This window comes from Bradyrhizobium sp. 40 (genome assembly GCF_023100925.1).
Classification (GTDB): Bacteria; Pseudomonadota; Alphaproteobacteria; order Rhizobiales; family Xanthobacteraceae; genus Bradyrhizobium.
Genome location: NZ_CP064688.1, coordinates 6951190 through 6975666 on the forward strand (window position 1 = coordinate 6951190; position 24477 = coordinate 6975666).

25 protein-coding genes, 1 tRNA gene and 1 riboswitch are annotated in these 24477 nt (G+C 65.4%); of the genes, 8 read left to right on the plus strand and 18 right to left on the minus strand.

The genetic code is table 11. The annotated features are described in order from the left end of the window. Positions 1 to 27: 27 nt before the first annotated feature. The 5 genes from IVB40_RS33325 to IVB40_RS33345 all read right to left on the minus strand — a co-directional run bounded on the left by IVB40_RS33325 (position 28) and on the right by IVB40_RS33345 (position 5799). Entirely contained in the window at positions 28 to 1110 is a 1083-nt protein-coding gene (locus IVB40_RS33325; protein ID WP_027565874.1) for an ABC transporter permease, read from the minus strand. Next, the gene (locus IVB40_RS33330) at positions 1110 to 1868 is read right to left on the minus strand and encodes an ATP-binding cassette domain-containing protein (protein WP_247285361.1); all 759 of its coding nucleotides are present in this window, start codon (positions 1866 to 1868) and stop codon (positions 1110 to 1112) included. Before IVB40_RS33330 ends, IVB40_RS33325 begins: the two co-directional genes overlap by 1 nt. Before the next feature lie 12 nt (positions 1869 to 1880). Then, positions 1881 to 3203, minus strand: coding sequence for a xylose isomerase (gene xylA / locus IVB40_RS33335; protein WP_247817540.1), 1323 nt, complete (start codon positions 3201 to 3203; stop codon positions 1881 to 1883). Then, positions 3204 to 4658: a xylulokinase gene (gene xylB / locus IVB40_RS33340; RefSeq protein ID WP_247817541.1), complete on the minus strand. Its 1455-nt coding sequence runs from the start codon at positions 4656 to 4658 to the stop codon at positions 3204 to 3206. Between the two features lie 82 nt (positions 4659 to 4740). Continuing rightward, the gene (locus IVB40_RS33345) at positions 4741 to 5799 is read right to left on the minus strand and encodes a LacI family DNA-binding transcriptional regulator (RefSeq protein WP_247357623.1); all 1059 of its coding nucleotides are present in this window, start codon (positions 5797 to 5799) and stop codon (positions 4741 to 4743) included. Positions 5800 to 5911: 112 nt separating this feature from the next. On the opposite strand from IVB40_RS33345, the gene IVB40_RS33350 reads away from it, so the two are divergent. Then, entirely contained in the window at positions 5912 to 6439 is a 528-nt protein-coding gene (locus IVB40_RS33350) for a DUF1003 domain-containing protein (protein WP_027565878.1), read from the plus strand. 1 nt (position 6440) lies between these two features. Here the strand turns inward: IVB40_RS33350 and IVB40_RS33355 are convergent, their stop codons facing one another. The 3 genes from IVB40_RS33355 to IVB40_RS33365 all read right to left on the minus strand — a co-directional run bounded on the left by IVB40_RS33355 (position 6441) and on the right by IVB40_RS33365 (position 7811). Further along, a complete protein-coding gene (locus tag IVB40_RS33355; RefSeq protein ID WP_247817543.1) occupies positions 6441 to 6908 on the minus strand; it encodes a GNAT family N-acetyltransferase in 468 nt (155 codons plus the stop codon). Between the two features lie 9 nt (positions 6909 to 6917). Beyond that, positions 6918 to 7499, minus strand: a complete 582-nt coding sequence (locus IVB40_RS33360; protein ID WP_247817544.1) for an XRE family transcriptional regulator — start codon at positions 7497 to 7499, stop codon at positions 6918 to 6920. 238 nt (positions 7500 to 7737) lie between these two features. Next, positions 7738 to 7811 (minus strand) — tRNA-Gly (locus tag IVB40_RS33365). Between the two features lie 171 nt (positions 7812 to 7982). On the opposite strand from IVB40_RS33365, the gene IVB40_RS33370 reads away from it, so the two are divergent. The 5 genes from IVB40_RS33370 to IVB40_RS33390 all read left to right on the plus strand — a co-directional run bounded on the left by IVB40_RS33370 (position 7983) and on the right by IVB40_RS33390 (position 10965). Continuing rightward, on the plus strand, positions 7983 to 8561 hold the full coding sequence (locus tag IVB40_RS33370) for a methylated-DNA--[protein]-cysteine S-methyltransferase (protein WP_247357621.1): 579 nt from the start codon (positions 7983 to 7985) through the stop codon (positions 8559 to 8561). A gap of 9 nt (positions 8562 to 8570) precedes the next feature. Beyond that, the gene (locus IVB40_RS33375) at positions 8571 to 9410 is read left to right on the plus strand and encodes an AraC family transcriptional regulator (protein WP_247817546.1); all 840 of its coding nucleotides are present in this window, start codon (positions 8571 to 8573) and stop codon (positions 9408 to 9410) included. A gap of 56 nt (positions 9411 to 9466) precedes the next feature. Beyond that, positions 9467 to 9826: a VOC family protein gene (locus tag IVB40_RS33380; protein WP_247426928.1), complete on the plus strand. Its 360-nt coding sequence runs from the start codon at positions 9467 to 9469 to the stop codon at positions 9824 to 9826. 136 nt (positions 9827 to 9962) lie between these two features. Further along, on the plus strand, positions 9963 to 10364 hold the full coding sequence (locus IVB40_RS33385) for an SRPBCC family protein (RefSeq protein ID WP_247817548.1): 402 nt from the start codon (positions 9963 to 9965) through the stop codon (positions 10362 to 10364). A gap of 100 nt (positions 10365 to 10464) precedes the next feature. After that, positions 10465 to 10965: a hypothetical protein gene (locus IVB40_RS33390; protein ID WP_247817550.1), complete on the plus strand. Its 501-nt coding sequence runs from the start codon at positions 10465 to 10467 to the stop codon at positions 10963 to 10965. On the opposite strand, the gene IVB40_RS33395 is transcribed toward IVB40_RS33390, so the two are convergent. The 4 genes from IVB40_RS33395 to IVB40_RS33410 all read right to left on the minus strand — a co-directional run bounded on the left by IVB40_RS33395 (position 10962) and on the right by IVB40_RS33410 (position 15356). Continuing rightward, positions 10962 to 12407, minus strand: a complete 1446-nt coding sequence (locus IVB40_RS33395) for an MATE family efflux transporter (RefSeq protein ID WP_247357616.1) — start codon at positions 12405 to 12407, stop codon at positions 10962 to 10964. The genes IVB40_RS33390 and IVB40_RS33395 overlap by 4 nt on opposite strands. A 166-nt stretch (positions 12408 to 12573) precedes the next feature. Beyond that, positions 12574 to 13626: a hypothetical protein gene (locus IVB40_RS33400; RefSeq protein ID WP_247817552.1), complete on the minus strand. Its 1053-nt coding sequence runs from the start codon at positions 13624 to 13626 to the stop codon at positions 12574 to 12576. Between the two features lie 104 nt (positions 13627 to 13730). Continuing rightward, positions 13731 to 14144, minus strand: a complete 414-nt coding sequence (locus IVB40_RS33405) for a PAS domain S-box protein (RefSeq protein ID WP_247817554.1) — start codon at positions 14142 to 14144, stop codon at positions 13731 to 13733. Positions 14145 to 14249: 105 nt separating this feature from the next. Further along, positions 14250 to 15356 (minus strand): 2'-deoxycytidine 5'-triphosphate deaminase, encoded by a 1107-nt coding sequence (locus IVB40_RS33410; RefSeq protein ID WP_027565888.1) that lies wholly within the window; start codon positions 15354 to 15356, stop codon positions 14250 to 14252. A 110-nt stretch (positions 15357 to 15466) separates the two neighbouring features. Further along, positions 15467 to 15546: riboswitch (SAM riboswitch) on the plus strand. A 70-nt stretch (positions 15547 to 15616) separates the two neighbouring features. On the opposite strand from IVB40_RS33410, the gene IVB40_RS33415 reads away from it, so the two are divergent. After that, on the plus strand, positions 15617 to 16813 hold the full coding sequence (locus IVB40_RS33415) for an O-succinylhomoserine sulfhydrylase (RefSeq protein ID WP_247357614.1): 1197 nt from the start codon (positions 15617 to 15619) through the stop codon (positions 16811 to 16813). 123 nt (positions 16814 to 16936) lie between these two features. Here the strand turns inward: IVB40_RS33415 and IVB40_RS33420 are convergent, their stop codons facing one another. Genes IVB40_RS33420 through IVB40_RS33430 form a run of 3 tightly spaced genes read right to left on the minus strand, consistent with a single transcriptional unit; the run spans position 16937 to position 20022 of the window. After that, complete coding sequence (locus tag IVB40_RS33420) at positions 16937 to 17929, minus strand: SGNH/GDSL hydrolase family protein (RefSeq protein WP_247817555.1); 993 nt, start codon at positions 17927 to 17929, stop codon at positions 16937 to 16939. 12 nt (positions 17930 to 17941) lie between these two features. Continuing rightward, complete coding sequence (locus IVB40_RS33425) at positions 17942 to 18757, minus strand: SGNH/GDSL hydrolase family protein (protein ID WP_247404441.1); 816 nt, start codon at positions 18755 to 18757, stop codon at positions 17942 to 17944. Further along, on the minus strand, positions 18757 to 20022 hold the full coding sequence (locus tag IVB40_RS33430) for an OpgC domain-containing protein (protein WP_247285326.1): 1266 nt from the start codon (positions 20020 to 20022) through the stop codon (positions 18757 to 18759). Before IVB40_RS33430 ends, IVB40_RS33425 begins: the two co-directional genes overlap by 1 nt. Positions 20023 to 20202: 180 nt before the next feature. On the opposite strand from IVB40_RS33430, the gene apaG reads away from it, so the two are divergent. Beyond that, positions 20203 to 20607 carry a Co2+/Mg2+ efflux protein ApaG gene (gene apaG, locus IVB40_RS33435; RefSeq protein WP_106941285.1) on the plus strand — a complete coding sequence of 135 codons (405 nt, stop codon included), beginning with the start codon at positions 20203 to 20205 and terminating at the stop codon, positions 20605 to 20607. Between the two features lie 57 nt (positions 20608 to 20664). On the opposite strand, the gene IVB40_RS33440 is transcribed toward apaG, so the two are convergent. The 3 genes from IVB40_RS33440 to IVB40_RS33450 all read right to left on the minus strand — a co-directional run bounded on the left by IVB40_RS33440 (position 20665) and on the right by IVB40_RS33450 (position 24059). Next, a complete protein-coding gene (locus tag IVB40_RS33440; RefSeq protein WP_247817557.1) occupies positions 20665 to 21672 on the minus strand; it encodes an Hsp33 family molecular chaperone in 1008 nt (335 codons plus the stop codon). Positions 21673 to 21909: 237 nt separating this feature from the next. Then, positions 21910 to 22857 (minus strand): ornithine carbamoyltransferase, encoded by a 948-nt coding sequence (gene argF, locus IVB40_RS33445; RefSeq protein ID WP_247426910.1) that lies wholly within the window; start codon positions 22855 to 22857, stop codon positions 21910 to 21912. Continuing rightward, the gene (locus IVB40_RS33450) at positions 22857 to 24059 is read right to left on the minus strand and encodes an aspartate aminotransferase family protein (RefSeq protein ID WP_247404445.1); all 1203 of its coding nucleotides are present in this window, start codon (positions 24057 to 24059) and stop codon (positions 22857 to 22859) included. The genes argF and IVB40_RS33450 overlap by 1 nt, the downstream gene beginning before the upstream one ends. Between the last annotated feature and the right edge of the window lie 418 nt (positions 24060 to 24477).

The window sequence follows — 24477 nt, forward strand, 5'->3', positions numbered from 1 at the left end:
TCGTTGCCGTCCCGGAACGACGTCGTTTCAGATCATCCGCGAGCGGATGCGGTCGACCAATACGGCCAGGATGATGATCACGCCCACCAGCGTCTGCTGCCAGTAGGAGCTAACCTGGGCGAGCACGAGGCCGTTGCGGATCACCTCGAGCAGCACGCAGCCGACGATGGCGCCAAGCGGTCCACCGATGCCGCCGGCGAGATTGGCACCGCCGATGACGGCCGCGGCGATCACGTTGAGCTCGTAGGACGTCGCCATGTTGGCCGGCGCCGACCCAAGCCAGCCCGAGATGATGATGCCCTGGAGGCCTGCGGCGAGCGCGCAGATCACATAGACCTCGATCTTCACCCGCACGACCGGGATGCCGGTGAGTTCGGCCGCCTTCTCGTTGCCGCCGAGCGCGAACACGTGACGGCCGAACGAGCTGTGGTGCAGCACCACGGCCATCGCCAGCGCGAGGACGATCAGATAAATGAATGGCACGGGCACGCCGAGCACGTCGCCCGAGGTGAGCGCGTAGAAATAATCGGCATCCGGCCCACCTGGGAAGCTGCCGCGTCCGTTCGAGACGACATAGCCGAGCCCGCGCACGATCGAGAGCATGCCGAGCGTGGTGACGAACGGCGACAGGCCGAGCACCGCGATACAGAAGCCGTTGACGAGGCCGGCGAGCAGCGCGACGCCGAGGCCGGCGAGAAGCGAGACCACCAGGATCAGGCCGGGGACATTGGCGAGCACGGTCTTGCCGTCGGCCGCCATGTGCACGAACAGGGAGCCCGCCGGCGAGCCGGGCGCCGACAGCTCGGTCATCACCATCGAGGTGACCATGGCGGAGAAGCACATCATCGAGCCGACCGACAGATCGATGCCGCCGGTGATGATCACGAAGGTGACGCCGAGCGTCGCAATGGCGATGAAGGAGAAATTCTTCGCCACGTTCTGCATGTTGCCTTCGGTGAAGAAGTACGGGCTGGCGAAATGCATGACCACCAGCAGCACTGCCAGCGCGAGCAGGACATAGCCGGTCTGGGACGCGAAGATGCCGCGCTGCCACCATCTGATTTTGCCGACATTCGAGAAGGTGATCGGGGATTCCATGGGCATGGCCATCACGCCGCCTCCTTCGCGCCGGTGATCAGGGCGGTGACTTCCTCGGGAGAGGTCTGGTGGATGGGCTTGTCGGCCCGCTTTTCGCCGCGGCGCATGACGATGACGCGATCGCACACCGCGAACACGTCGGGCATGCGATGCGAGATCAGCATCACGGCAACGCCCTGCTCTTTCAGCCGGTGGATCAGGCCGAGCACCTGCTCGACCTGGCGGACCGAGATCGCGGCCGTGGGCTCGTCCATCATGACCAGCTTCGCGTTGGAGAGCCGCGTCCGCGCGATCGCAACCGCCTGGCGCTGCCCGCCCGACATCTGCTTGACGAGATCGTCGGGGCGCGTCTCCGAGCGCAGCTCACCGAACAGCTCCAACGCACGCGCCGCCATCGCCTTGTGGTCGAGCAACGCGAACGGCCCGATCCTGCGCTTCAGCTCGCGGCCGAGAAAGACGTTGGCCGCTGCGGTGAGATTGTCGGCGAGCGCGAGGTCCTGATAGACCACCTCGATGCCGACGCCGCGGGCATCGACGGGCCGGTTGAAATGAACCGCGCTGCCGGCGAAGCGGATTTCGCCCTGGCTGGGGCGGAAATTGCCGGCGATGATCTTGACCAGCGTCGACTTGCCCGCGCCGTTGTCGCCCATCAGGCCGACGACCTCGCCGGGAAGGACCTGCATGTCGACATCATGCAGCGCGCGGATCGCGCCGAACTCCTTGCCTATGCCGGTCAGCTCGAGGACCGGTGTCGCTTGTGCATTTGTCATCAGCGGCCTTCCTCAGACGTAGCGGTTGACGAGGGATTCCAGATATTCCTGCCGGCCCGAGCGCGGCTGCGGGTCAAAGCCCGGGCCGTGCGCGCGGTCGGCAAGTTCGGCAAGCGAGCGCTGCCCGCCGAGAATGGCGCGGCCCTCGGGCCCGGCCCATCCCTCGTAACGTTTCGCAAGCGGCGCAGTGAACACGCCGGCGTCGAGCATGTCCGCGGCGGCGAGCAACGCCCGCGCGCAGGCATCCATCGAGCCGACATGGGCATGGATCAGATCGTCGGGATCGATCGACTGGCGGCGGATCTTGGCGTCGAAATTCAGCCCGCCGGAGCTGAAGCCGCCGCGGCTCAGGAGCTCATGGAACACCAGGGCAAGCTCGGGCACGTTCATCGCGAACTGGTCGGTGTCCCAGCCGAGCAGATCGTCGCCGCGGTTGATGTCGAGCGAGCCGAACACACCCAGCGCCTGCGCGAGTGCGACCTCGTGATGGAAGGAGTGGCCGGCGAGGATGGCGTGGTTCTGCTCGATGTTGAGCTTGACGTCCTTCAGCAGGTCGTAACGCGCGAGGAAGCCATAGCAGGTAGCGACGTCGAAATCATATTGGTGCTTGGTCGGCTCCTTCGGCTTCGGCTCGATCAGGATCGGCCCCTTGAAGCCGATCTTGTGCTTGTGCTCGACGACGAGCGAGACGAAGCGGCCGAGCTGGTCGAGCTCGCGCTTGAGATCGGTGTTGAGCAGCGTCTCATAGCCCTCGCGCCCGCCCCACAGCACATAGTTCTGGCCGCCGAGACGGTGCGTCACTTCCAGCGCGGCGCGGACCTGGCCGGCGGCATAGGTGAATATCTCGGGATCCGGATTGGTGGCCGCGCCCGCCATGTAGCGCCGATGCGTGAACAGATTGGCGGTGCCCCAGAGCAGGCGTACCTTGCTTGAGGCCATCTTCGCTTCGAACAGATCGGCGATGGCATTGAGGTTGGCGACGGATTCCGCGAGTGAGTTCCCTTCCGGCGCCGCATCGACGTCGTGGAAGGTGAAAAAGGGCACGTCGAGCAAGCGAAACAGCTCGAAGGCAACGTCGGCCTTGGCGCGCGCCTGCGCCATCGCATCGGTGCCGTGGTGCCAGGGCCGCAGGAACGTCTCGCCGCCAAAGGGATCGCCGCCGGGCCAGCACAACGAGTGCCAATAGCAGACCGCAAAACGCAGATGGTCCTCCATCCTGCGGCCATGGACGAGGCGGTCCTTGTCGTACCAGCGGAAGGCGGGCGAGTTTCCCGCATCCTTGCCGGCGAAGGCGACAGGTGCGGTTATATCAAAGAATTTCACAGACGCGTTCACTCAGGCACACTCCTTCAACGCAGGATAAAGCTCGCGCCAGCGGCGATAGGCCTCGTCATAGGCCGCAGCCACGGATGCGCGGGGCGTAAAACTCGCGAGCCGGCGCGGACGGGTGCAAACCGCAGCCGCGTCTTCGCCGGTGGCGGCGAGCCGTCCGAGCCTGGAGGCGCCGAGCGCGGCACCAACCTCGCCCTCCTCGACGCGGTGGACGGGAATGCCGAGCACATCGGCGCAGATCTGCGCCCACAGCGGCGAGCGCGAGCCGCCGCCGACGAGATCGACCTCGGGAAGCGGTCCGCCGGCCGCGCTCAGCACCGCCAGATTGTCGCGCGCGGCGAAGGCGACGCCTTCGAGCACGGCCTGAACGATCTGGGAGCGGCCGGTCGCACCGCGCAGGCCGACGAAGGCGCCGCTGGCCGCGGCATCGTTGTGCGGCGTGCGCTCGCCGTCGAGATAGGGCAGGAATTTGACCGGGCTCGGTCCATCGACGCGCTCGCCGAGCGGCGCCAGCAGCGCTGCGGCCGGAACCTCCATCACGCCCGCGAGCCAGGCCAGCGACGCCGCCGCCGACAGCATCACGCCCATCTGATGCCAGCGGCCGGGCAGTGCGTGACAGAACGCATGGACCGCCGAGGCCGGAGCCGGTGCAAACCGATCAGTGACGCGGAACACTACACCGGATGTGCCAAGCGACAGGAAAGCATCGCCCGGCGCGATGGCGCCGAGCCCGATCGCGCTCGCGGCATTATCGCCGGCGCCGCCGGCGACCACGACATTCCTAGCCATGCCCCAGCGTTGCGCGTAGTCCGGCGCGAGCGTCGCGCTGACCTCGCTGCCCTCGACGAGGCGTGGCATGTGATGGAGATCGAGCCCGGTGGCATGCAGCAGCAGGGGCGACCAGCGGCGCAGACCGACGTCGAGCCACAGGGTGCCGGCCGCGTCCGACATGTCCTCGACCATCTCGCCGGTCAGGCGATAGCGGACATAGGCCTTCGGCAGCAGCACCTTTGCGACACGCGCGAAGATTTTTGGCTCGTGCCTGGCGACCCAGAGCAGCTTCGGCGCGGTGAAGCCGGGCATGGCCAGATTGCCGGCGATCGTGCGCAGCGACGGGCAGCGCCGCTCCAGCGCGACGCATTCGGCATGCGAGCGGCCGTCGTTCCATAGGATCGCGGGACGCAGCGGCCGTCCGTCCTCGTCCAGCAGCGTCGCGCCGTGCATCTGGCCCGACAGCCCGATGCCGCGCACCCGCGCGACCTCGCGCGGATGGCGGGCGGCAAGATTGTCGACCGCGCCGACCGCCGCATCGACCCAGCCATCGGGATCCTGCTCGGACCACAGCGGCGCGGGATGCGATAGCGCAAGCTCGCGCGCCGCCGTCGCGACAACCGCGCCGGCTTCGCTGACGAGCACCGCTTTCACACCTGATGTGCCGATGTCGATTCCGAGATACACGCCGTCCTCCCTTTCGCCTGTTGCGGTGCGCGAACTCAAATACGCCTTATCCGCAACGGGTCATTTTGAATTCCACCTGCCGCTAAGGCAGATTGTCCCGCATCACGATGTCGATCCTGATCTTCTCCTGTTCGCGCAAGATCGGCTCGCCACGGGCGAGCGCGAGCAGCACACGCACGGCGGCGCGCGCTTCGTGTCCGGGGTTCTGCGAGATCGCGGCATGCATCACGCCCTGCAGCAGCAGCCGGCGCGTCAGCGCAGTGACGTCGTGTCCGACAAACACCACCTGCTTGTCGCGGCTGGCATCGCCCAAGGCCTTTTCATTCAACGCGTTGGCGACGCCTTGCGTACCGGCGCCGACATTATAAAGACCCACGATGTCGGCATGCCGGCTCAACAGCCGCGTCAACACCTGCTCCGAACGCGCGTCCTCGTCGCGTCCTTCGAGCACCGGCAGCACGCTGAGGCCGGGGAATTCAGAGGCCATCACCTGGTTGAAGCCAAAAATGCGCTCGGCATGATCGCGCAGGCCCTGCGAGCCCGCGACGATCGCGACCTTGCCGGACTTTTGGCCGACCAGCCGTCCGACCAACGCGCCGGCGGTGCGCCCCGCGGCAATGTTGTCAATGCCGACATAATGGTGCCGGCGCGACGACGGCACATCGGAGACCAGCGTCACGACCTTGGCGCCGGCATCGACGAGATCGTCGATGGCGGCGCGGACGCCGGGATGGTCCAGCGCCACCACGGCGATGCCGTCGTAATCGTCCGAGAGCCCTTCCAGGGAAGCCGCGAGCACGGACGGATCGAACACGTCGGTTGCGACGGTCTCGACGCCGAGGCGGCGTGACGACAACCAGCCCGACATCTCGCCGAGATAATCCTGGATCTGCTGCATGAACGGGTTCGGCCCCGACGGCATCACGAAGGCGAAACGGCGGGCGCGGCCGCGGGCGAGCTCGGCGGCGGCCACGTGCGGCTGGAACGAATTGCGCTCGATCGCCTCCTTGACGCGCCGGACCGTATCCGGCCGCACGCCCGGACGATTGTGCAGGACGCGGTCCACCGTCGCGAGGCTGACGCCGGCCTGGCGGGCGATGTCCTTCAGCGTCAGCGCGGTCGTGGTGAGCGTCTCGGCCATGGCTGAAGGCTAGCAGAGGTGTTTTGAGGTACGCAACTCATTTTGAGGGGCGGCAGGCATTTTCCGGCAGCTGGGCCTAGGAACAGCCTTTCCTGTCCGCCGTTGCTGCCCCGTGCGTAACGATATCACCCATGATCCCGGCGAGGGATTGAGCCCGACCCTCGAGCGCAACATCCAGGCGTTGGTCGAGCGCCGCCGCCGCGAGCAGCGCGCGGCCAAGGGTCAGGAAAAGGTCGCCGATGCGATCACGGCGTTCACCGGCAGCATGGCGTTCGTCTACCTCCATGTCGCGGTGTTCGGCTTCTGGATCATCGCCAATCTGCATTGGCTGCCGGGAATTCCGGCCTGGGACGAGAGCTTCGTGGTGCTGGCGATGATTGCTTCGGTCGAGGCGATCTTCCTGTCGACATTCGTGCTGATCTCGCAGAACCGCATGAGCGCAGCAGCGGACAAGCGCGCCGATCTCGATCTCCAGATCAGCCTGCTCGCCGAGCACGAATTGACCAAGGTTGCCCGCCTCCTCACGCAGATCGCCGAGCGGCTGGACGTCCAGCCCGACTCGAAGCGGGATCTGGAGGAGGCAAGCCGCGACATCGCCCCCGAGCGCGTGCTCGATAGGATCGAGCAGACGCGTTCCTGAGCTATCGGCTCGCCGACAGATCCAAGGTCAGGAACAGGCTGTTGGGATCGTCGACATAGCCTTGGAACGGGCCGCTGAGGACAAAGCCATGCGCCCGGTAGAGCGCGTGCGCCGGCTTGAAATAGTCCCACGAGCCGGTCTCGAGGCTGAGCCGCGCCATGCCGCGCGCGCGGGCTGCCGTGATGATGTGGCGGAGCATCTCACCGCCAAAGCCGCGCCGGCGCGTGGTCTGGAGCGTGTGCATCGACTTCACCTCGCCATGCTCGGCTGACAGCGACTTCAGCGCACCGGTGGCGACCAGCGTGTCGCCGTCCCAGCCGGTCCAGAACGCGACTTCCGGGGCACGAAGCCCGGCGAGATCAAGCGCATGCGCACTGCCCGGCGCGGTCTGTGCTCGCGCCGCCGCAACGTGATGGTCGAGCAGCGCGATGACGCGTGGATCAAAGGTGTCGCCGGTGCGGATCTGCATCGTCAGGGCTCACATCTTGCCGTAGGACGCGCCGCGGCGCGTGATGATGACGTAGCGCGCATCCTGTCTGGTCTCGTTCTCGAAGATCACCGCGCGCATCACGTCGAAATCGAGACAGTCGCCTTCGCGCAGGCGAACCGCCTTGGCGTCGATGTGCACCGCGATCGCACCCTCCAGCATCAGCAGTTGCTGGGTGAAGGCATTGCGCCCCCAGGGGCTGTACGGCACCCGCGCACCGGCCGGCAAATCGACGACGATGATCTCGATGCCGCTCGCCGCGTCCGTCGGCGAAGCGTGGCGGCGGCGATAGCCGCTGTCGGGATCGCGCCAGTGCGGCTGGTCGGCGAGCCGCACCAACCGCTCCGGCGGCTTTTCGGCCAACGCGACGACGTCGCTGAGCGACACGTCGAGCGCGGCGCAAAGTTTACCCAGCAGCGCAGCCGTCGCACTGCTCTGCGCCCGCTCTACCCGTCCGATCATCGCACGGCTGACGCCGGAGCTGCCTGCGAGCTCATTCAGCGTCATGCCGGCCTGCGTCCGAAGCGTCTTCAAGCGACGACCGATCGCGCGATCGAGCTTTTGCTGGTCCATTGCTTGTAGGTCCTGACTTTCATCCGAACATGGCCCGGCGCGGTGACCGCAAGCCACCAGGCGAGAGAGCTTAACCGAGAGCGCGCCGGGTGCCGGTCACGACGAGCTAATATATTGGAAACTTGGTCTGGCGCACGCGAGAGAACATCGGCCCTTCTTCGCCAAGGCTTCGAAGGGCATCCTGCTTCGCGTTGCCGAGATATCAAAGTCCTGCGAAGCGCCTTGACGCGAAGCAGGATGGAGCGGGCGAAGGGAATCGAACCCTCGTATGCAGCTTGGGAAGCTGCCGTTCTACCATTGAACTACGCCCGCGGATGCGCAGCCTGCGCCCGCTCTGATTAGCCGAGACGGCGCATCTCGCCAAGCGCTTTGGCGCAGCCCGCCTGACCCTTCTTAAGTTTCCGTCAAGATTTTGGATGCGCCGGATTGTGGCGGTGTTATGATCGCCTGTCTGGGGAGACGTGCACTGAGTGGGGCGTGTGCATGGTGGGGCGTGGCTACGCGATATTCGACACGACCATAGGGCGCTGCGGCATCATCTGGAGCAGCACCGGTATCGTCGCCGTGCAATTGCCGGAGGCGCGGGAGATCGACACCCGCCGCCGGATTTTCCAGGTCCATCCCGAGGCGCGCGAGCAGCGGCCTTCCGCGAACGCCGAGTTCGCAATCGAGGGCATCGTGGGCTTGCTGCAAGGCAGCGATGCTGATTTTTCCGAGGTCAGCCTGGACGCGAGCGGGGTGCCCGGTTTCAACCGGCGGGTCTATGAAGCCGCCTGCGCCATCCCGCGCGGGGAGACGCGCACCTATCACGAGATCGCCAAGACGCTGGGCGCCTCCGGCGCCGCGCATTCGGTGGCACAGGCGATCGCGAGAAATCCCTACATGCTGATCGTGCCCTGCCACCGGGTGCTGGAGGCCGGCAATTACACCGACCGGCTCTCGCCCTATGGCGGCGTGATCTCCAAGCGGCGGCTGCTGTCGCTCGAGGGCGCCCATCCGATCGCCAGCAAGACGCTGTTCGACGTCCTGCTGCCCGTTGCCCCGCCGAGACCCTCCACCTAGATAGGTGGCATGGATGCAACGACGCTGCTGACCACCCCCTCGATGACGGTCTCCGAGTTTCGCTGCGACGCGGGACCGGACGACAGCCCGTTTGCGGAGTGCCGCACCGGCCATTCCATCGCCTATGTCCGCGCGGGCAGCTTTGGCTGTCATTGCCGCGCCGGCTTCTTCGAGCTGGTGGCCGGCTCGATGCTGGTCGGCGCGCCGGGCGAGGAATACACCTGCACGCATGAGCATGTCGCCGGCGACGTCTGCCTGTCCTTTTTCCTCAGCGACGATCTGGTCGACGCGCTCGGCGGCCGGCGCGACGTCTGGCAGGTCGGTGCGACCCCGCCGCTGCCCGAGCTGATGGTGCTGGGTGAGCTCGCCCAGACGGCGGCAGATGGCAACAGCGATCTCGGTCTCGACGAGGTCGGTCAGATCCTCGCCGGCCGTTTCGTCGACGTCGTCTCGGGCAAGACGCGCAAGCCGACGACACCGACGGCGCGCGACCGCCGCCGCGCCGTGGAAGCCGCGCTGTGGATCGACGCCAATTCGCATGCCGAGGTCGACCTCGAACAGGCGGCGCGGCAGGCAGGCCTCAGCCCCTTCCACTTCCTGCGGCTGTTCTCCGCCGTGCTCGGCGTCACCCCGCATCAATATCTGGTGCGCTCGCGGCTGCGGCATGCGGCGCGGCTGCTGGCTGACGACGACATCGCAGTCACCGACATCGCCTATGACGTCGGCTTCGGCGATCTCTCCAACTTCGTCCGCACCTTCCACCGCGCCGCTGGCGTCTCGCCAACCAAGTTCCGTCAGGCCTCGAAGGGGGAGCGCAAGATTCTCCAAGAGCAGCTTGCGCTCAACTGACTAGGTTCGTCTCCGGCGCGCGCCGATTGCGGCGCGCTTTGGAAATGGAGACGACCATGTACGATCATATCGGATTGCGCGTTGCCGACCTCGACACCGCTACGCGCTTCTACACCGCGGTGCTGGCGCCGCTCGGCTATGTCTTGTGCTCGAGCGGCGATGGTTATGCCGGCTTCGGGCCGAAGGGCGAGCCGGCGCTGTGGCTGCACCTGAACAAGGGGCGCAAGGCGGATGGCGCGCATATCGCGTTTCGCGCTGGGGATCATGATTCGGTCAAGGCATTCCATAGCGAGGGCCTGAAGAGCGGCGGTCGCGACAATGGCGGTGCCGGCCCGCGCAAGGATTACAGCCCGACTTACTACGCGGCGTTCTTGATCGATCCCGATGGTAACAATGTCGAGGCGGTCTGCACGTGAGCTCGCTCCGTCATTGCGAGGAGCACTTGCGACGAAGCAATCCAGACTCCAACCGCGGAAACATCTCTGGATTGCTTCGCTGCGCTCGCAATGACGGAGTCCTCGACCAAAATCTAACGCAACCAAGGACACCTTCATGGCCTCCATCCACAACGACATTCTCCTCCCCGCCCCGGCTCACGACGTCTGGGATGCGGTTCGCGATTTCGGCGCGCTGCATCAGCGTCTGGCGCCGGGCTTCGTCACGGCCTGCACGCTCGACGGCGACGCGCGCATCGTCACCTTCGCCAACGGATCGGTGGCGCGCGAGGTGCTGGTCGATTGCGACGATGCCGGGCGGCGGCTGGTCTACGCGATCAACAACGAGCGTCTGAAGCATTACAGCGCCTCGGTGCAGGTGATCGCCGAGGGCGAGGGAAGATGCCGCATGGTCTGGATCATCGACATGCTGCCGAACGAGCTCGCGCCCTATGTGCAGGGACAGACCAAGGACGCCGTCGCCGCCATACACCGAGCGTTTCCAGCCGCAGCTGCGTGATCTTTCTCACAGAGCCCAGCCCTCGTCCGCAATAACCATGGCGGCGTGCGTTCGGTTGGCTCCGCTCTCCCGGCGGCGCCCCGCACGCGAGGAGCAGGCCATGAGAGGTGCGGACAAGGTGATCTGCCAGGCGGCCGCCGTGCTGCTGATGTTTTCGATTTCGAGCGGACCGGCAAAGGCCCAGTTCCTCGGCGGCGGAGGTGCCGGCGGCGAGGACATGATGACCCAGATGGCGCCGATGCTGGAGATGATGAAGGCCAAGATGGGCAAGCGCCGCTTCGGCATGATGATGCAGACCATGGGCCCAATGATGAGCCGCATGATGGAGAATGGCGGTGGTGGTCTTGGTGGCATGATGGGCGGCGGCGGAATTGGCGGCCTCGGCGGCGGCAATCTCGGCGGGGGTTTCGGTGCGCCCAATTACGGCGGCTACGCGCCAATGGCCGGAGGCGGCACCATGCCGACGGGCATGGGCGGCGGCGATATCATGGGCATGCTCGGCGGCGCCGGCGGCGGCGACATGATGGCGATGATTCCGCAACTGATGCGGCTCACCAATGTCGGCGGCAGTGGCGGCCATCGCCGCCACTGGCATCGCTAGTCCGCAGCGGCCGACAGAGCCGGCCTGATCGCAGGTTTGGTTTGGCGCGGTCCCCAGCGCGTCAGCACCACGCTGGAGCACGAGAGCAGGCCGAGCACGACCATCGAGCTCGCCGCCAGCCAGAAGAAGCTTTGCGCGGTGGCATCATGCGTCGACAGCCACCAGCCGACCGCCGAGATGTAGATCAGGCGCGCAGTCTGCGCCAGCACCGGTCCGATCACCTTGGCAGCGCCCTGCGACGAGAAATACATCGTCGAGGCGAGGCCGATGAAGGCGTAGAACGGCGCCACCGTCGACAAATATTGATGGCTGGTGGCGCGCACGGTCGCGCTGTCGGTGAAAATGTTGACCCAGAGATCGGGGAAGGCCGCGACCAGGCACGCCGGTGCACCGACGGCAACGAAGGCGCTCGCCGCCGCGATCCAGGCAATGCGCCGGGCACGGGCGATGCGGCCGGCGCCGACCGCCATGCCGATCATCGGCACCGAGGCGATGCCGAACGAGAACGCGATCGAGGTCAGCAGGAATTCCAGCCGCGCACCGATGCCGTAGCCGGCGAGGATCGCGGTGCCGAATTTCGCAAGCATGTGAGTGAAGATCGAGATCGTCAGCACCGATTGCAGCGGCGAGAAGCAGGCGATGGCGCCGACCTTCAGGATGTCGAAAAACATCGCCCATTGGATGCGCAGCCCGCGCAGCTTCGGCGTCACGCGGGCGCGGCCGGAGAACAGGTACCAGCCCATCACACCGATGTTCATGCAATAGGCAATCAGCGCGCCGGCGGCGACGCCGCGCATGCCGAATTGCGGCACCGGACCGAGGCCGAGACCGAGCGTGCCGCCAAGCACGATCTGCCAGGCCGCAGAATTGAGGATCAACAGCGAGGGCAGCTTCATGTTGCCGGTGCCGCGCAGGACCCCGGCCATGGTGTTGAGCAGCCAGGGCAGCACGGCGCCGCCGAAAAACACCTGGGTGTAGGCGATCGCATGCGTCAACACGTCGCCGCGGCCGCCGAGCATTTCCAGAACGCGCGGCCCGAAGATCAGCATGCCCAGCATGAAGACAAGGCCGAAGCTGATGCCGATCAAGAGCGCGTGCGCGGCGAGCGTCCCGGCACGCTCGCGATCGCCGGCGCCGAGTGCCCGCGCGATGGCGGAGGCCACCGCGCCGCCCATCGCACCGCCCGACATGGTCATGGTCAGGATCACTGTCGGAAACACCAGCGCCATCGCGGCCAGCGCTTCCACGCCAAGGCGTCCGATATAGGAGGTCTCCGCAATCACCGTGCAAGTGCCGGCGGAGAGCGCGACGACGTTGGGCCAGGCCAGTCCGAGCAGCGTGCGCAGGATCGGCCCGTCGGTCAGTGCATTCTTCACCGGGGGTGGCGGCGGAGGTAGCGGTCGCTCTTGTTCATCGACCGGAATCTCGGCGATGTCGGACATGTCCTCTCCCGGGCGCGAGCGCCAGTTGCGGCGCGGCAATGACTGGGTGTGCCAATGAATTTGTTCGCGCAAAAGGCGCGGGTTCAGCTTGTTAGCACGGCAATTGCCGATTCCTTCTGCGCCTGATGCAGGCGTGCCCTGCGGCAGCGCATTTCGGTCGGTGACATCAGCCGACCGTCCAGATCAGCGGGGGCCGGCCCCCCGCGGCCGGGCGCATGTGCACGCCGATGTGCCGCCCGCATCCGGCCGCGAGCCCTTCGAACAACCCCGCCAGCACCTTGGCGCAAGCGGGGTGGTGATCGGCGACGCCGTCCATCAACTTCCAGCTCTGCTGACGGATTTCGAACGTGCCTTCGGATTGCGTCGTCTCAGCCACATCGTCCTGCGCGACAAACAGCGCGTTGAGGAACGTCGCGAATTCGCTCGCACCGCCGCGGCCCACCGACAGCGCCGCAGCGATCTCGTCAAAATATTGCATCCCGATCAGCTTGCCCGTGAGGTGCAGGAGATAGCCGGCATCCTCCGGTCCGAACAGCTGCACCATCACTGGCGCGGCGGTGCGCACATATTCCATCGCATAATTGCGATAGGCTTTGTCCAGTCGCGGTCTTGGCCAGCTTGCGACCGGCAATGCCGGAGCCGCGGCAGCATCGAACAGCGGCGCTTCGAGATGCCGCGCGAACACGAGGCGCTGGTCGAGCTCGAGGGGATGGTCATATTGATAATAGTAGCCTTCGAGCCCATCCTGGCCGTCGACGCTCTGCTTGGTGCAGACGAACCCCAATCTGGTATCGCCGAGCGCCACGCCGTTGTTGGCGTGCCAGCCGCGCAGCATCGCGCGCGAGACTTCGCCCGGCACGCCGCAGATGGCAGTGCCTTTCCAGATCCAGCGCGGTGGCGGATAGCGGATCCAGGCTTTGCGGTCGCTCTCATACATGTATTCGACGTGCACGCCGCCGATCCAGTTCGAGAGGTAGTGATATTGCGCGGCGGCGACTGCTGGCGGCAGATGGCTCAGCCCGAGCTTCTCCAGCCCCGGCAGGAAGCGCTCCTGCTGCTGGCGGCGGAACACGCGAAAGACGAACTCCGCGGCATCTGCCGTGCCGCGACGTGTGACCACGGTGAGGATCAAGCCGGTGAAATAGGCGTGATAGAGATCGGCAACCGCGCGCCAGCGTTTCCATTGAGCTTCCTGCGCGGGGTCAGATGCAGCGGCCATGTTCGCTCCCGATCGTTGTTTTGATCGAGTGTGTCACCGCAGCCGGCGACGGACAAGCTGAGCCGCATGCAGGGCGCCCTGCACGCGGGCTCGCCAATTCCGCATCACGAATTTTGCGCAACTCTGGCGGCACGCTCGCGCTCGACGCGGTCGGTGACGTCGCGTGCCATCGCCACCGACCCCTGCACCACTCCAGCGGCGTCCCGCACCAGCGCAAAGGTCATCTCGATGTAGAGCTTGCGCCCGTCCTTGTGCAGCGCGCGGGTCAGTGTCGGCTTGCCCGCAAGCTTCATCGCGCCGCTGGCTAGTGCGGCCTCGAAACCCTTCCAGTGCGCGGCGCGCAGATGTTCGGGAATGATCAGGTCGAGATTCTGGCCCAGCGCTTCGTCCGCGGAGAAGCCGAACAGTGCGGACGATGCGCGATTCCAGCGCATGATGGTGCCGGCGCGATCCGAATAGATCAGCGCATCGGCGACGTCGTCGAGGATGTATGCGTCGAGTTGGGATGGATTGGTCATGTCAGCACCTGGTGGCCCGGATGGAGCACAGCGTAAGCCGGGATCGTGCCACAAGTGAGACTTTCCCGGATGACGCTTGCGCTCCATCCGGGCGACGGGTGATCGCTACACCCGGAAATGCTTGCTCAGCTTCAGCCCCTGCGCCTGGTAGTTCGAGCCGATGCGCTGGCCGTACATGGCGTCGGGGCGGGCCAGCATCTTCTCGTAGACCAGGCGGCCGACGATCTGGCCGTGCTCGAGGATGAACGGCACCTCGCGCGAGCGCACTTCGAGCACGGCGCGCGACCCCAACCCGCCGGCGCCGGCATAACCGAAGCCGGGATCGAAGAATCCGGCATAATGCACGCGGAACTCACCGACCAACGGATCGAACGGCACCATCTCCGCGGCGTAATCGGGCGGCACCTGCACGGCCTCTTTCGACGCGAGGATATAGAACTCGCCGGGATCGAGGATCAGGCTGCCGTCGGGGCGGGCCGAGATCGGCTCCCAGAACTCCTCGACGGAATAGCCGGCGCGGCGATCGACGTCGATGACGCCGGTGTGGCGCTTGGCGCGGTAGCCGACGAAGCCGCCGCTCTTTTCGCCGGAAAGATCAACCGAGACGGCGACGCCGCCGGTGAGATCGGCGTCATCGATATCGACGAGACGCTCGGTCGCATGCAGCGCCTCGAGATCGTCGATGTTGAGGATGGCGTCGCCGGTGCGGAAGCGCACCTGGCTCAGGCGCGAGCCCTCGCTGACCAGCACTGGGAACGTCTTCGGACTGATCTCGGCATAGAGCGGACCGTGATAGCCGGCACCGATCATGTCGAAGCGGCGGGTGCCGTCGGCGATCACGCGGGTGAAGACGTCGAGCCGGCCGGTCGAGCTTTTCGGGTTGGCGGCCGCGACGATCTCCGGCGGCAGCGCGAGGCTTTCGAGCAGCGGCACGATGTAGACGCAGTTGGTCTCCAGCACCGCGCCGTCGGCGAGGCTGAACTCATGCAGCTTCAACTCGTCAATGCGCTCGGCGACGGTGGCGCCGGGACCGGGCAGGAAGCTGGCGCGAACGCGATAGGCAATGTCGCCGAGGCGCAAATCGAGGCTCGCCGGCTGGATCTGGCTTTCGACGAAGTCGTAAGCGGGCAGGATGAGACCACCCTCCGCCATCGCCGCGATCATGCGGTCGGGCAGGATACCATTGGCGTCGGCGGCGACCGTGAACGTCAACCCGGGGTCCTCATCAGGGATCAAACACATCCCGACATGCGGGAAATATGAGCGTTTTACGGCTATCCGATGGACGTCTTGACGGAAAGGGCATTGCGGAATATGAGCATGACTTATCCCGTGGTGATTTGAGCCGGCCGGCTTGCAGCCACGTTAAATAAGTCGCTAAACAGGCCGGGGACCTCTGTGATCCCGGCCCGTGGAGATATTCCAGGCCGGTTTTTTTGTGACCATTTTCGATGGTCACTTCAGGAGGTCCTATGTCGAAGTCCCCGGCGTCCACCGCGTCCTACCGTCCCGAAACCCGCCTGGTCCATTCCGGCACCCTGCGCTCGCAATATGGCGAGACGTCGGAGTCGCTGTTCCTGACCCAGGGCTACGTCTACAACAGCGCCGAGGAGTGCGAGGCGCGGTTCAAGGGCGAGGACCCCGGCTTCATCTATTCACGCTACTCCAATCCGACCATCTCGATGTTCGAGCGGCGCATGATCGAGCTCGAAGGCGCCGAAGCGGCACGTTCCGCCGCGACCGGCATGGCCGCGGTGACGACCGCGATCCTGGCGCCGCTCAAGGCCGGCGATCACGTCGTGGCCTCGCGCGCGCTGTTCGGCTCGTGTCTCTACGTCGTGCAGGATTTGCTGCCGCGCTACGGCATCGAGACCACGCTGGTCGACGGCCTCGATCTCGACCAGTGGCAGCGCGCCATGAAGCCGAACACCAAGACGTTTTTCCTGGAGAGCCCGACCAACCCGACGCTGGATGTACTCGACATTCCCGGCATCGCAGAGATCGCGCACAGCGGCGGCGCGCGGCTCGTCGTCGACAACGTGTTCGCCACTCCGATCTGGCAGAGCCCGCTCGCGCTCGGCGCCGACGTCGTGGTCTATTCCGCGACCAAGCACATCGATGGCCAGGGCCGCTGTCTCGGCGGCATCATCCTGTCCTCGGAAGCGTTCATCGCCGAGCACATCCACAATTTCATGCGCCAGACCGGCCCGTCGATCTCGCCGTTCAACGCGTGGGTCCTGCTCAAGGGCCTGGAGACGCTCGCCGTGCGCGTGCGCGCGCAGACCGAGACGGCGGCGCGCATCGCGGACGTGCTGGCGAGCCATCCGAAGATTTCACGGCTGGTGTTCCCCGGCCGCGCCGATCATCCGCAGGCCGCATTGGTGAAGAAGCAGATGCGCGGCGGCTCGACGCTGGTCGGCCTCGAGGTCAAGGGCGGCAAGCAGGCGGCGTTCCGCGTGCTCAACGAGCTCAAGCTCGCCAAGATCTCGAACAATCTCGGCGACGCCAAGAGCCTCGTCACGCATCCGGCAACGACGACGCATCAGCGCCTCAAGCCGGAGGACCGCGCCGCGCTCGGCATCAGCGAGGGCTTCATCCGCTTCTCGGCGGGGCTTGAGCACGCGGACGATCTGATCGAGGATCTGACCGCGGCGCTGGAGAAGGCGTAGCCACGCATTCGACATCGTGGGGTGGTCAAAGCGAAGCGTGCCCACCATTCACGATGGCAGCGCCGATGGATGGTGGGCACGGCGCGCGAAGAGCGCGCCTTCGCCCACCCTACGCACCGATGCTTACATCGGCCGATAGGTCCGCACGTCCGCGGGCACGTTGACGCCGAGCTTGATCTGGCCGACAGAGCGGATGATGTCGTCGCCGAGGAGCTGGGCGAAGCAGGCGTAGCCCCAATCGTTCATGTGCAGGCCGTCGGCGATCACGAAGCTCTCGACCGGAATCGACTGCTTCTCGTGCCAGTCGCGCATCACCTCGAAGCGCGGGAAGATGCCGACATGACGAAGCTCGGCGACCTTGCCGAGCAACTTCACCATCTTGCCGGCGCTGTCCGCGCGCTGGTTGACGGCGGGCGAATATTGCGGATCGACCAGCACGACGTCAGTGCCGCCGGCAGCCTGGATGCGGCTGATGCCGTCCTCGACCAGTTTGGCGGTATCGCCGGGATCGAGATTGCGCAGCACGGCATTGGTGCCGACCTGCCAGATCACCAGATCCGGATGCACGTCGATCACCTCTTTCTGGAGGCGCTTCATCATCTCGGGTGCGTCCTCGCCGCCGACGCCGGCATTGACGACGGTGATGTCGGCAGTCGGATAGTGCCGGTGCAGCTGCGCGGCAAGGCGATTGGGATAGTTGAACTCCGGCGAGCTCGCGCCGAATCCCGCGGTCGACGACGAGCCGAATGCGACGATGACGACGGGCTGGCCGGCGACGAGCTTGCCCGCGACATGCGGCAGCGAGCCCATTGCCTTCGCGCCGCCCTTCGGCGACAGGCAGGGGACGCGGCTAAAGATGTCGCCGGCGGATTTCGCGACCTGCTTCACCTTGTCGATGGCGCGCGCGGTGATGCCGCGCTGCTCCGGGGATGTCGCTGCGACGGCGGTCTGGGGCGGCGAAGCGGGAGCCGGATCAGCCGACTGCTGCGGGGCCGGCGTTGCCTGCGCGGCCTGCGTCTGCGCGTGCGACTGCGAGGCCGGACTCAGCAACAGCAGCAGCGCTGCTGCGGGCACAGCCAGCCATGCCGTCAGGCAAAAAGGGCGGAGAGAACTCATTAACGCTAGACCTCAATTTTGCTGCTGGGCCGGCTCCAGATGGGCAGCGTCGATCACGAACTGTGCCAACGCCCGGCCAAGGCAATCATGGACCTGTTTCGCCAGCTCGGGCCCGCGCGACGGGCTGAACAGGTCGAACTGCCCCTGATCATTCCACTGCCGCATGATCGCGAAACGATCGAACAGCGGAATGTCGTGCTCCTGCGCCACCACCCGCATATTGTCGAGGTATGGCGGCACCGAGATCATGGTTTCGGTACGCGGACTGTACTGCAGATTCATCAAGACGACGTCAGCCCCTGCCTTTTGCAACGCAACAACCCCTTCGGTCACCGCGCCACGAAAATCGTCGGGATCAATGGCTCGAATAGCATCCACGGTCCCGGTCTGCCAGATGACCAAAGTAGGCGCTTTTGCTTCCATCAGCTTAACGAAGCTGGCGGCCGCCTCCTCGGCCGTTTTCTTGCTCTGTATTTCTACGGAGACGTGCACAGTCTCGGTCGGCGGCAGCTTCTCCTTCAGGATGGCCTGCATCCGCGCCGGATAAGAAGCGTCCTCGGAGGCCGGAATCGTGGTCGAGCGGCTGCCGATGACCAGGATTTCGAGCGGCTTGCCGGCCTTGATGGCATCGGCGACCTTGGGAAGCTGGCTTTCGCTGGTGAGCAGATAGGACGGCAATTCGCAGGCTGCGGGCGCGGCTGAAGCAGCAGGTGCCGCCGAAGCAGCAGGCGCGGCCGAAGAAGCAGGCGCAGCATCGTCCGCACGCGCCGGAGGCGCGGCGAGACCACCGCACAGCAGGATCAGGCTCAGGAAAACCTTCGCCTTCATCAGCCCCCTCCCGCCATATCGGCGCTGCCGACGGCGCTTTTGGTTTTCGAACCGCTCTTGTCAGCCACCCGCTTGTACCACGAAATCAGCCAGGCCATGGCCCACATGATCAGGATTCCGGAGAGACTAATTAGCGCATGCATCACTGGGCCGCCCGAGACTTCGGCCAGGATGAAATGGCCGGCAAAGGCTAGGAAGACGCCAAGACAGAATATCTCCAGGGAATGCGAGCCGCACAGGATCAGCGGCCGCAGCCAGGGCGATTTCAGGCCCGGCCAGTCCCGGGGCAGGACGCGCACGGTGAGCGCGGCCAGCGCCAGGAAATGCGTGAAGCGCAGCACGTCGAGGTCGGCCTTGTCGATCGGATACATCCACTGCTCGAGCCGCTTCGGCATGAAGTGGGAGAGCTGCGGCACATACCAGGTCAGCGTCACGTAGAATGCCGCGACCAGATAGGCGATCGCGATCCACATCGTCACCCGCGAAGCGAGAATGTGCGACATCCGTCGCGCACCCCCGAGCGCGCACCATGCCCCGAACACGAACAGCAATTGCCAGGCGAAGGGATTGAAGGCCCAGAAGCCGTTTGGATAGGCCGACAGATAGAGATCGTATTCCCAGGTCACCGCGTAGAGCGCGACGGAGAGGCCGAGCGTCACGTCGGGGCGCCATTTCATCAGCCACAGGATCAAGGGCAGCGCCAGCATCAGCACGATGTAGAGCGGCAGCACGTCCATGTTGACGGGACGGAAGCGCAGCAGCAGCGCCTGCACGATCGTGACGTCGGGCTGCTTGAGGAAATCCATGATGCCCATCTCTTCGGTATAGAGCGGGTTCTCGAACCTGGTCGCGACGTAGGAGATTTCGGCAAGGAAGATCGTGAAGAGGAAGACGTGGGCGACATAGATCTGCCAGACGCGCCGCAGGATGCGCGCGGTGGCGACGACGATGCCGGACTCCAGCATCGCCCGACCGTAGACGAAGGCGGCGGTATAGCCGGAGATGAAGATGAAGATCTCGGTGGCGTCGCTGAAGCCGTAATTGCGGATCGTGAACCAGGTCAGAAGGCTCGGCGGCAAATGGTCGATGAAGATCAGCCACAGTGCCAGGCCGCGGAACAGGTCGAGCCGGAGCTCGCGCTCGCCGATGGCGGGCAGCGAAATGGCCGGCGATGCCGCGCGCGGCTTTGCACCCGCGGATTTGACCTCCACAGGTTTGGCGGTTCCCGCGATCGTCGATCCCGTCACTTGGTCGGCAATGGTCATCGGGGGCTAAAAACCCTTCCGCAAATCGCGACGTGGCAAGGAGTGTACCGGTCCGGCCGTCATCTCGCAAAGCGCCCGGATCACATGCAAAGACACTTGGACGTGTACTTCCCTGCGAATTCTGGCGGGACGATGTCGCCAGAACCGCCTCCGGCGTTTGGTTCCCGAGCAGATTTCGGTATGATGGCAATCATGTACCGCGCCGTGACCCGCCAGATCGAAGTGACCGTCGAGCCGAACTTTGTTCCGGAGCAGTCGTCGGCCGACCGCTCCCGCTATTTCTGGTCCTACACCATCGTCATCACCAATTCCGGCGACGAGACCGTGCAGCTCAAGACGCGGCACTGGATCATCACCGACGCCACCGGCCGGCAGCAGGAGGTGAAGGGCGAGGGCGTCGTCGGCGAGCAGCCGACGCTCGCCCCCGGCGAACGCTTCGAATACACCTCCGGCGTGCCGCTCACGACCGCCTCGGGCTTCATGACCGGCCGCTACCAGATGGTCAGCGCAACCGGCGAGCGCTTCGAGATCGACGTGCCGACGTTCTCGCTGGACAGCCCGGACAACAAGCGGGTGTTGAATTAGGGTCTGAGATGGTGGGCACGCTTCGCTTTACCCGCCCTCCGGCACTACAGCACCGCGCTACGCGTCCTCGACGCCCGCCTCGTCCGGTGTGAACTCGTACACCGAGCTGCAGAACTCGCAGGTCACGACGACCTTGTCGTCCTTGACCATCGCGGCACGATCGTCGGACGAAAAGCTCTTCAGCATCGATGCCACCGCGTCGCGCGAGCAGGAGCATTGCGCCTTCAAGGGCAGCGGATTGAACACGCGCACGCCGCGTTCGTGGAACAGACGGTAGAGCAGCCGCTCGCCGGACAGCTCCGGATCGATCAGCTCGACATCTTCGACGGTCTCGATCAGCGAGCGCGCCTCGACCCAAGCATCGTCTTCAGCGACGGCATGCACCTCGACGCCTTCGGGCGCATCGCCGGGATGCAGATCGGCCTGCCGCGCGCGCTCGGGCGCCTTCGGCAGGAACTGCATCAGCATGCCGCCGGCGCGCCAGCGATGCTTGCCGCCGTCGTTCGAGCGCCATTCCTCGCCGACGGCGAGGCGCACGCGGGTCGGGATCTGCTCGGAGCGCAGGAAATATTCGTGAGCGGCGTCTTCCAGGCTGCCGCCGTCGAGCGCGACCAGGCCCTGGTAGCGGCTCATGTCGGGGCCCTGGTCGATGGTCATGGCTAGATGACCGTGCCCCAGCAGCGCGCCGGAATCCTTTGCATCGCCGAGGCGCGCGGCGTCGTAGCGCGCATAGGCGCGTAGACGATCCGGCGCCTGATAGTCCACGACCAGAAACGACACCGGACCGTCGGTCTGGGCCTGGAGGATGAAGCGGCCCTCGAACTTCAGCGCCGAGCCGAGCAGCGTGGTCAGCACGATGGCCTCGCCGAGCAGCTTGCCGACCGGCGCCGGGTAATCGTGCTTGGTCAGGATCTCGTCGAGCGCCGGACCAAGCCGCACCAGCCGACCGCGCACATCGAGCGCGTCGACCTCGTAGGGCAGCACGGCGTCATCAATCGGAACCGCGGATGGCGCGCGAACCGGGCCTTCGGGCCCGGTTTTCATGTCAGAGGATTGGGAAACCATGGCGCTTTATCTGGGGTCGGAAGGCGGAATTGGAAGGGGTTCGGAGCAGCTCATCTGGACACTGGTTTGATCATGATACGGCAACTTCGGTGTCGCCCCGGCGAAGGCCGGGACCCATAACCACGAATATTGGTTTGGCGAAAACTCGTTGCCTCCGCCGATCTGCCACAAGAGAGATTCCGCGGTATGGGTCCCGGCCTTCGCCGGGACGACGGAAAGTTAGCTCGCCGCGTCGATCTACTTCACCGCGTCGAAACACCAGGCCAGAATGCCCTTCTGCGCGTGCAGGCGGTTTTCGGCCTCGTCGAAGACGACGGATTGCGGACCGTCGATTACCTCATCGGTGACCTCCTCGCCGCGATGGGCGGGCAGGCAGTGCATGAACAGCGCATCCGGCTTGGCCAGCGACATCAGCTGGGCATTGACCTGATAGGGCTTGAGCACGTTGTGCCGGTGCTCGCCTTCTTTGTCGCCCATCGACACCCAGGTGTCGGTCACGACACAATCGGCGCCGCGCACGGCGGCTTCGGCATCCGTGCCGAGCATGATCGGCGCGCCGGTCGCCTTGATGAAGTCGCGCATCGCTTTTTTCGGCGCGAGCTCCGGAGGAGTCGCGACATTGAGCTGGAATTTGAAGCGCTCGGCGGCGTGCGCCCAGGACGCCAGCACGTTGTTGTCGTCTCCGGTCCAGGCCACCGTCTTGCCCTCGATCGGGCCGCGATGTTCCTCGTAGGTCATGAGGTCGGCCATCACCTGGCAGGGATGCGAGCGCCGCGTCAGGCCGTTGATGACGGGCACGGTGGCGTTCGCCGCAAGCTCCAGAAGGGCGTCGTGATTGAGGATGCGGATCATGATCGCGTCGACATAGCGCGACAGCACCCGCGCGGTGTCGGCGATGGTCTCGCCGCGGCCGAGCTGCATCTCGGCACCGGTGAGCATGATGGGCTCGCCGCCGAGCTGGCGCATGGCAACATCGAAAGACACCCGCGTCCGCGTCGAGGGGCGCTCGAAGATCATCGCCAGCGTCTTGCCTTCGAGCGGCCTGACCGGCTGATGCGCCTTCTGCTTCGCCTTCATCGCGGTGGACGCGGCGAGCATGCGCTTGAGCTCCGACAGCGGCAGCTCGTTGATATCGAGGAAGTGCTTCGGTGTTTTCTCGTGTGTATTATCGGGCGACTTGCTCATCAGCTTGCCGCCCGCTTGTTGCCGGATAACGCGGTGCAGGCGCGCTCGAGCCGCCCGACGCTGTCCTCGATCTCGGCTTCGGTGACGATCAAAGGCGGCAGGAAACGCACGACATTGTCGCCGGCACCGACGGTGAGCAGCTTTTCTGCGCGCAAGGCGGCAACGAGATCGCCGGAAGGCACCACGGCCTTGATGCCGATCAGGAGGCCCTCGCCGCGCACTTCGCTGACGACATCGCCATGACGGTCGATCACGGAGGCGAGCTTCTGCTTGAGCAGCAGCGACATCCTCTGCACGTGATCGAAGAAGCCGGGCTTGAGCATGACGTCGAGCACGGCATTCGCAGCCGAGATCGCGAGCGGATTGCCGCCGAAGGTCGAGCCGTGCGAGCCCGGCGTCATGCCGGATGCCGCTTCCGCGGTCGCAAGGCAGGCGCCGATCGGGAAGCCGCCGCCGAGCGCCTTGGCCAGCGACATCACGTCGGGTTCGACGCCAAGGCGGCGGTACGCGAACAGATCGCCGGTGCGGCCCATGCCGGTTTGCACCTCGTCGAAGGCGAGCAACAGACCCTTCTCGTCGCAGAGCTGGCGCAACGCCCTCAGGAAGGCGGGCGTTGCCGAACGCACACCGCCCTCGCCCTGGATCGGCTCGATCAGGATTCCGGCGGTCTGCGGACCGATCGCCTTTTTCACCGCGTCGAGATCGCCATGCGCAACTTGGTCGAAGCCCTCCATCGGGGGGCCGAAACCTTCGAGATATTTTGCCGAACCCGTCGCGGCAAGTGTCGCCAGCGTGCGGCCATGGAAGGCGCCTTCGAAGGTGATCATGCGATAGCGGTCGGGATGGCCCTTCGCGGCGTGATAACGGCGCACGACCTTGATCACGCATTCCAGCGCTTCGGCGCCGGAATTGCAGAAGAACACGAACTCCGCGAAACTTTCATTGCACAGGCGCGCGGCGAGCTTTTCGCCGTCCGGGCTCTGGAACAGGTTCGACATGTGCCAGAGCTTCGTGGCCTGCTCCTGCAACGCCGCGACCAGCGCCGGATGGGCATGGCCGAGCGCATTCACCGCAACGCCGGAGGTGAAGTCCAGATAGCGCTCGCCATTGGTCGCGATCAGCCAGCAGCCTTCGCCACGCTCGAAACCGAGGTCGGACCTGGCGAAAACGGGGAGCAAATGCGGCGCTGCGCTGTTAGTCATGACGGTCACTTGAATGTTGCGGACGGTGTGAGCGTGCATTGCGCAACGCACCATCGACCGGCCCGGAAAACGAAACGTGCCGCCTCTTGAGGGCGGCACGCGCGACTATCTTAGGCCTGGTGAAACGGGTGTCAATGCCGCCCGGAAAGCCTCGCGAAACGCTGAATCCGTAGTCTTGCGGTGCCGATTTTGCGGGATTTAGTCACGGAACATGTGGAAGCGAGTCGGCGGACTCTTGCGCGGGAGTCACGCCATATTGTAGCGTTTGGATTGTCAGATACGACATCTCGTGCAGTGGTTCTGATCTTTAAGTCCTTATGTACCGGCGTAAACGTTCGGGCGTTCAAGACGCGCCCGGCGAGCCTTAAGGGATTCTGGCGGCACGGGTTTTTGAAGGCTTAGGCATTCGCTGCGAGGC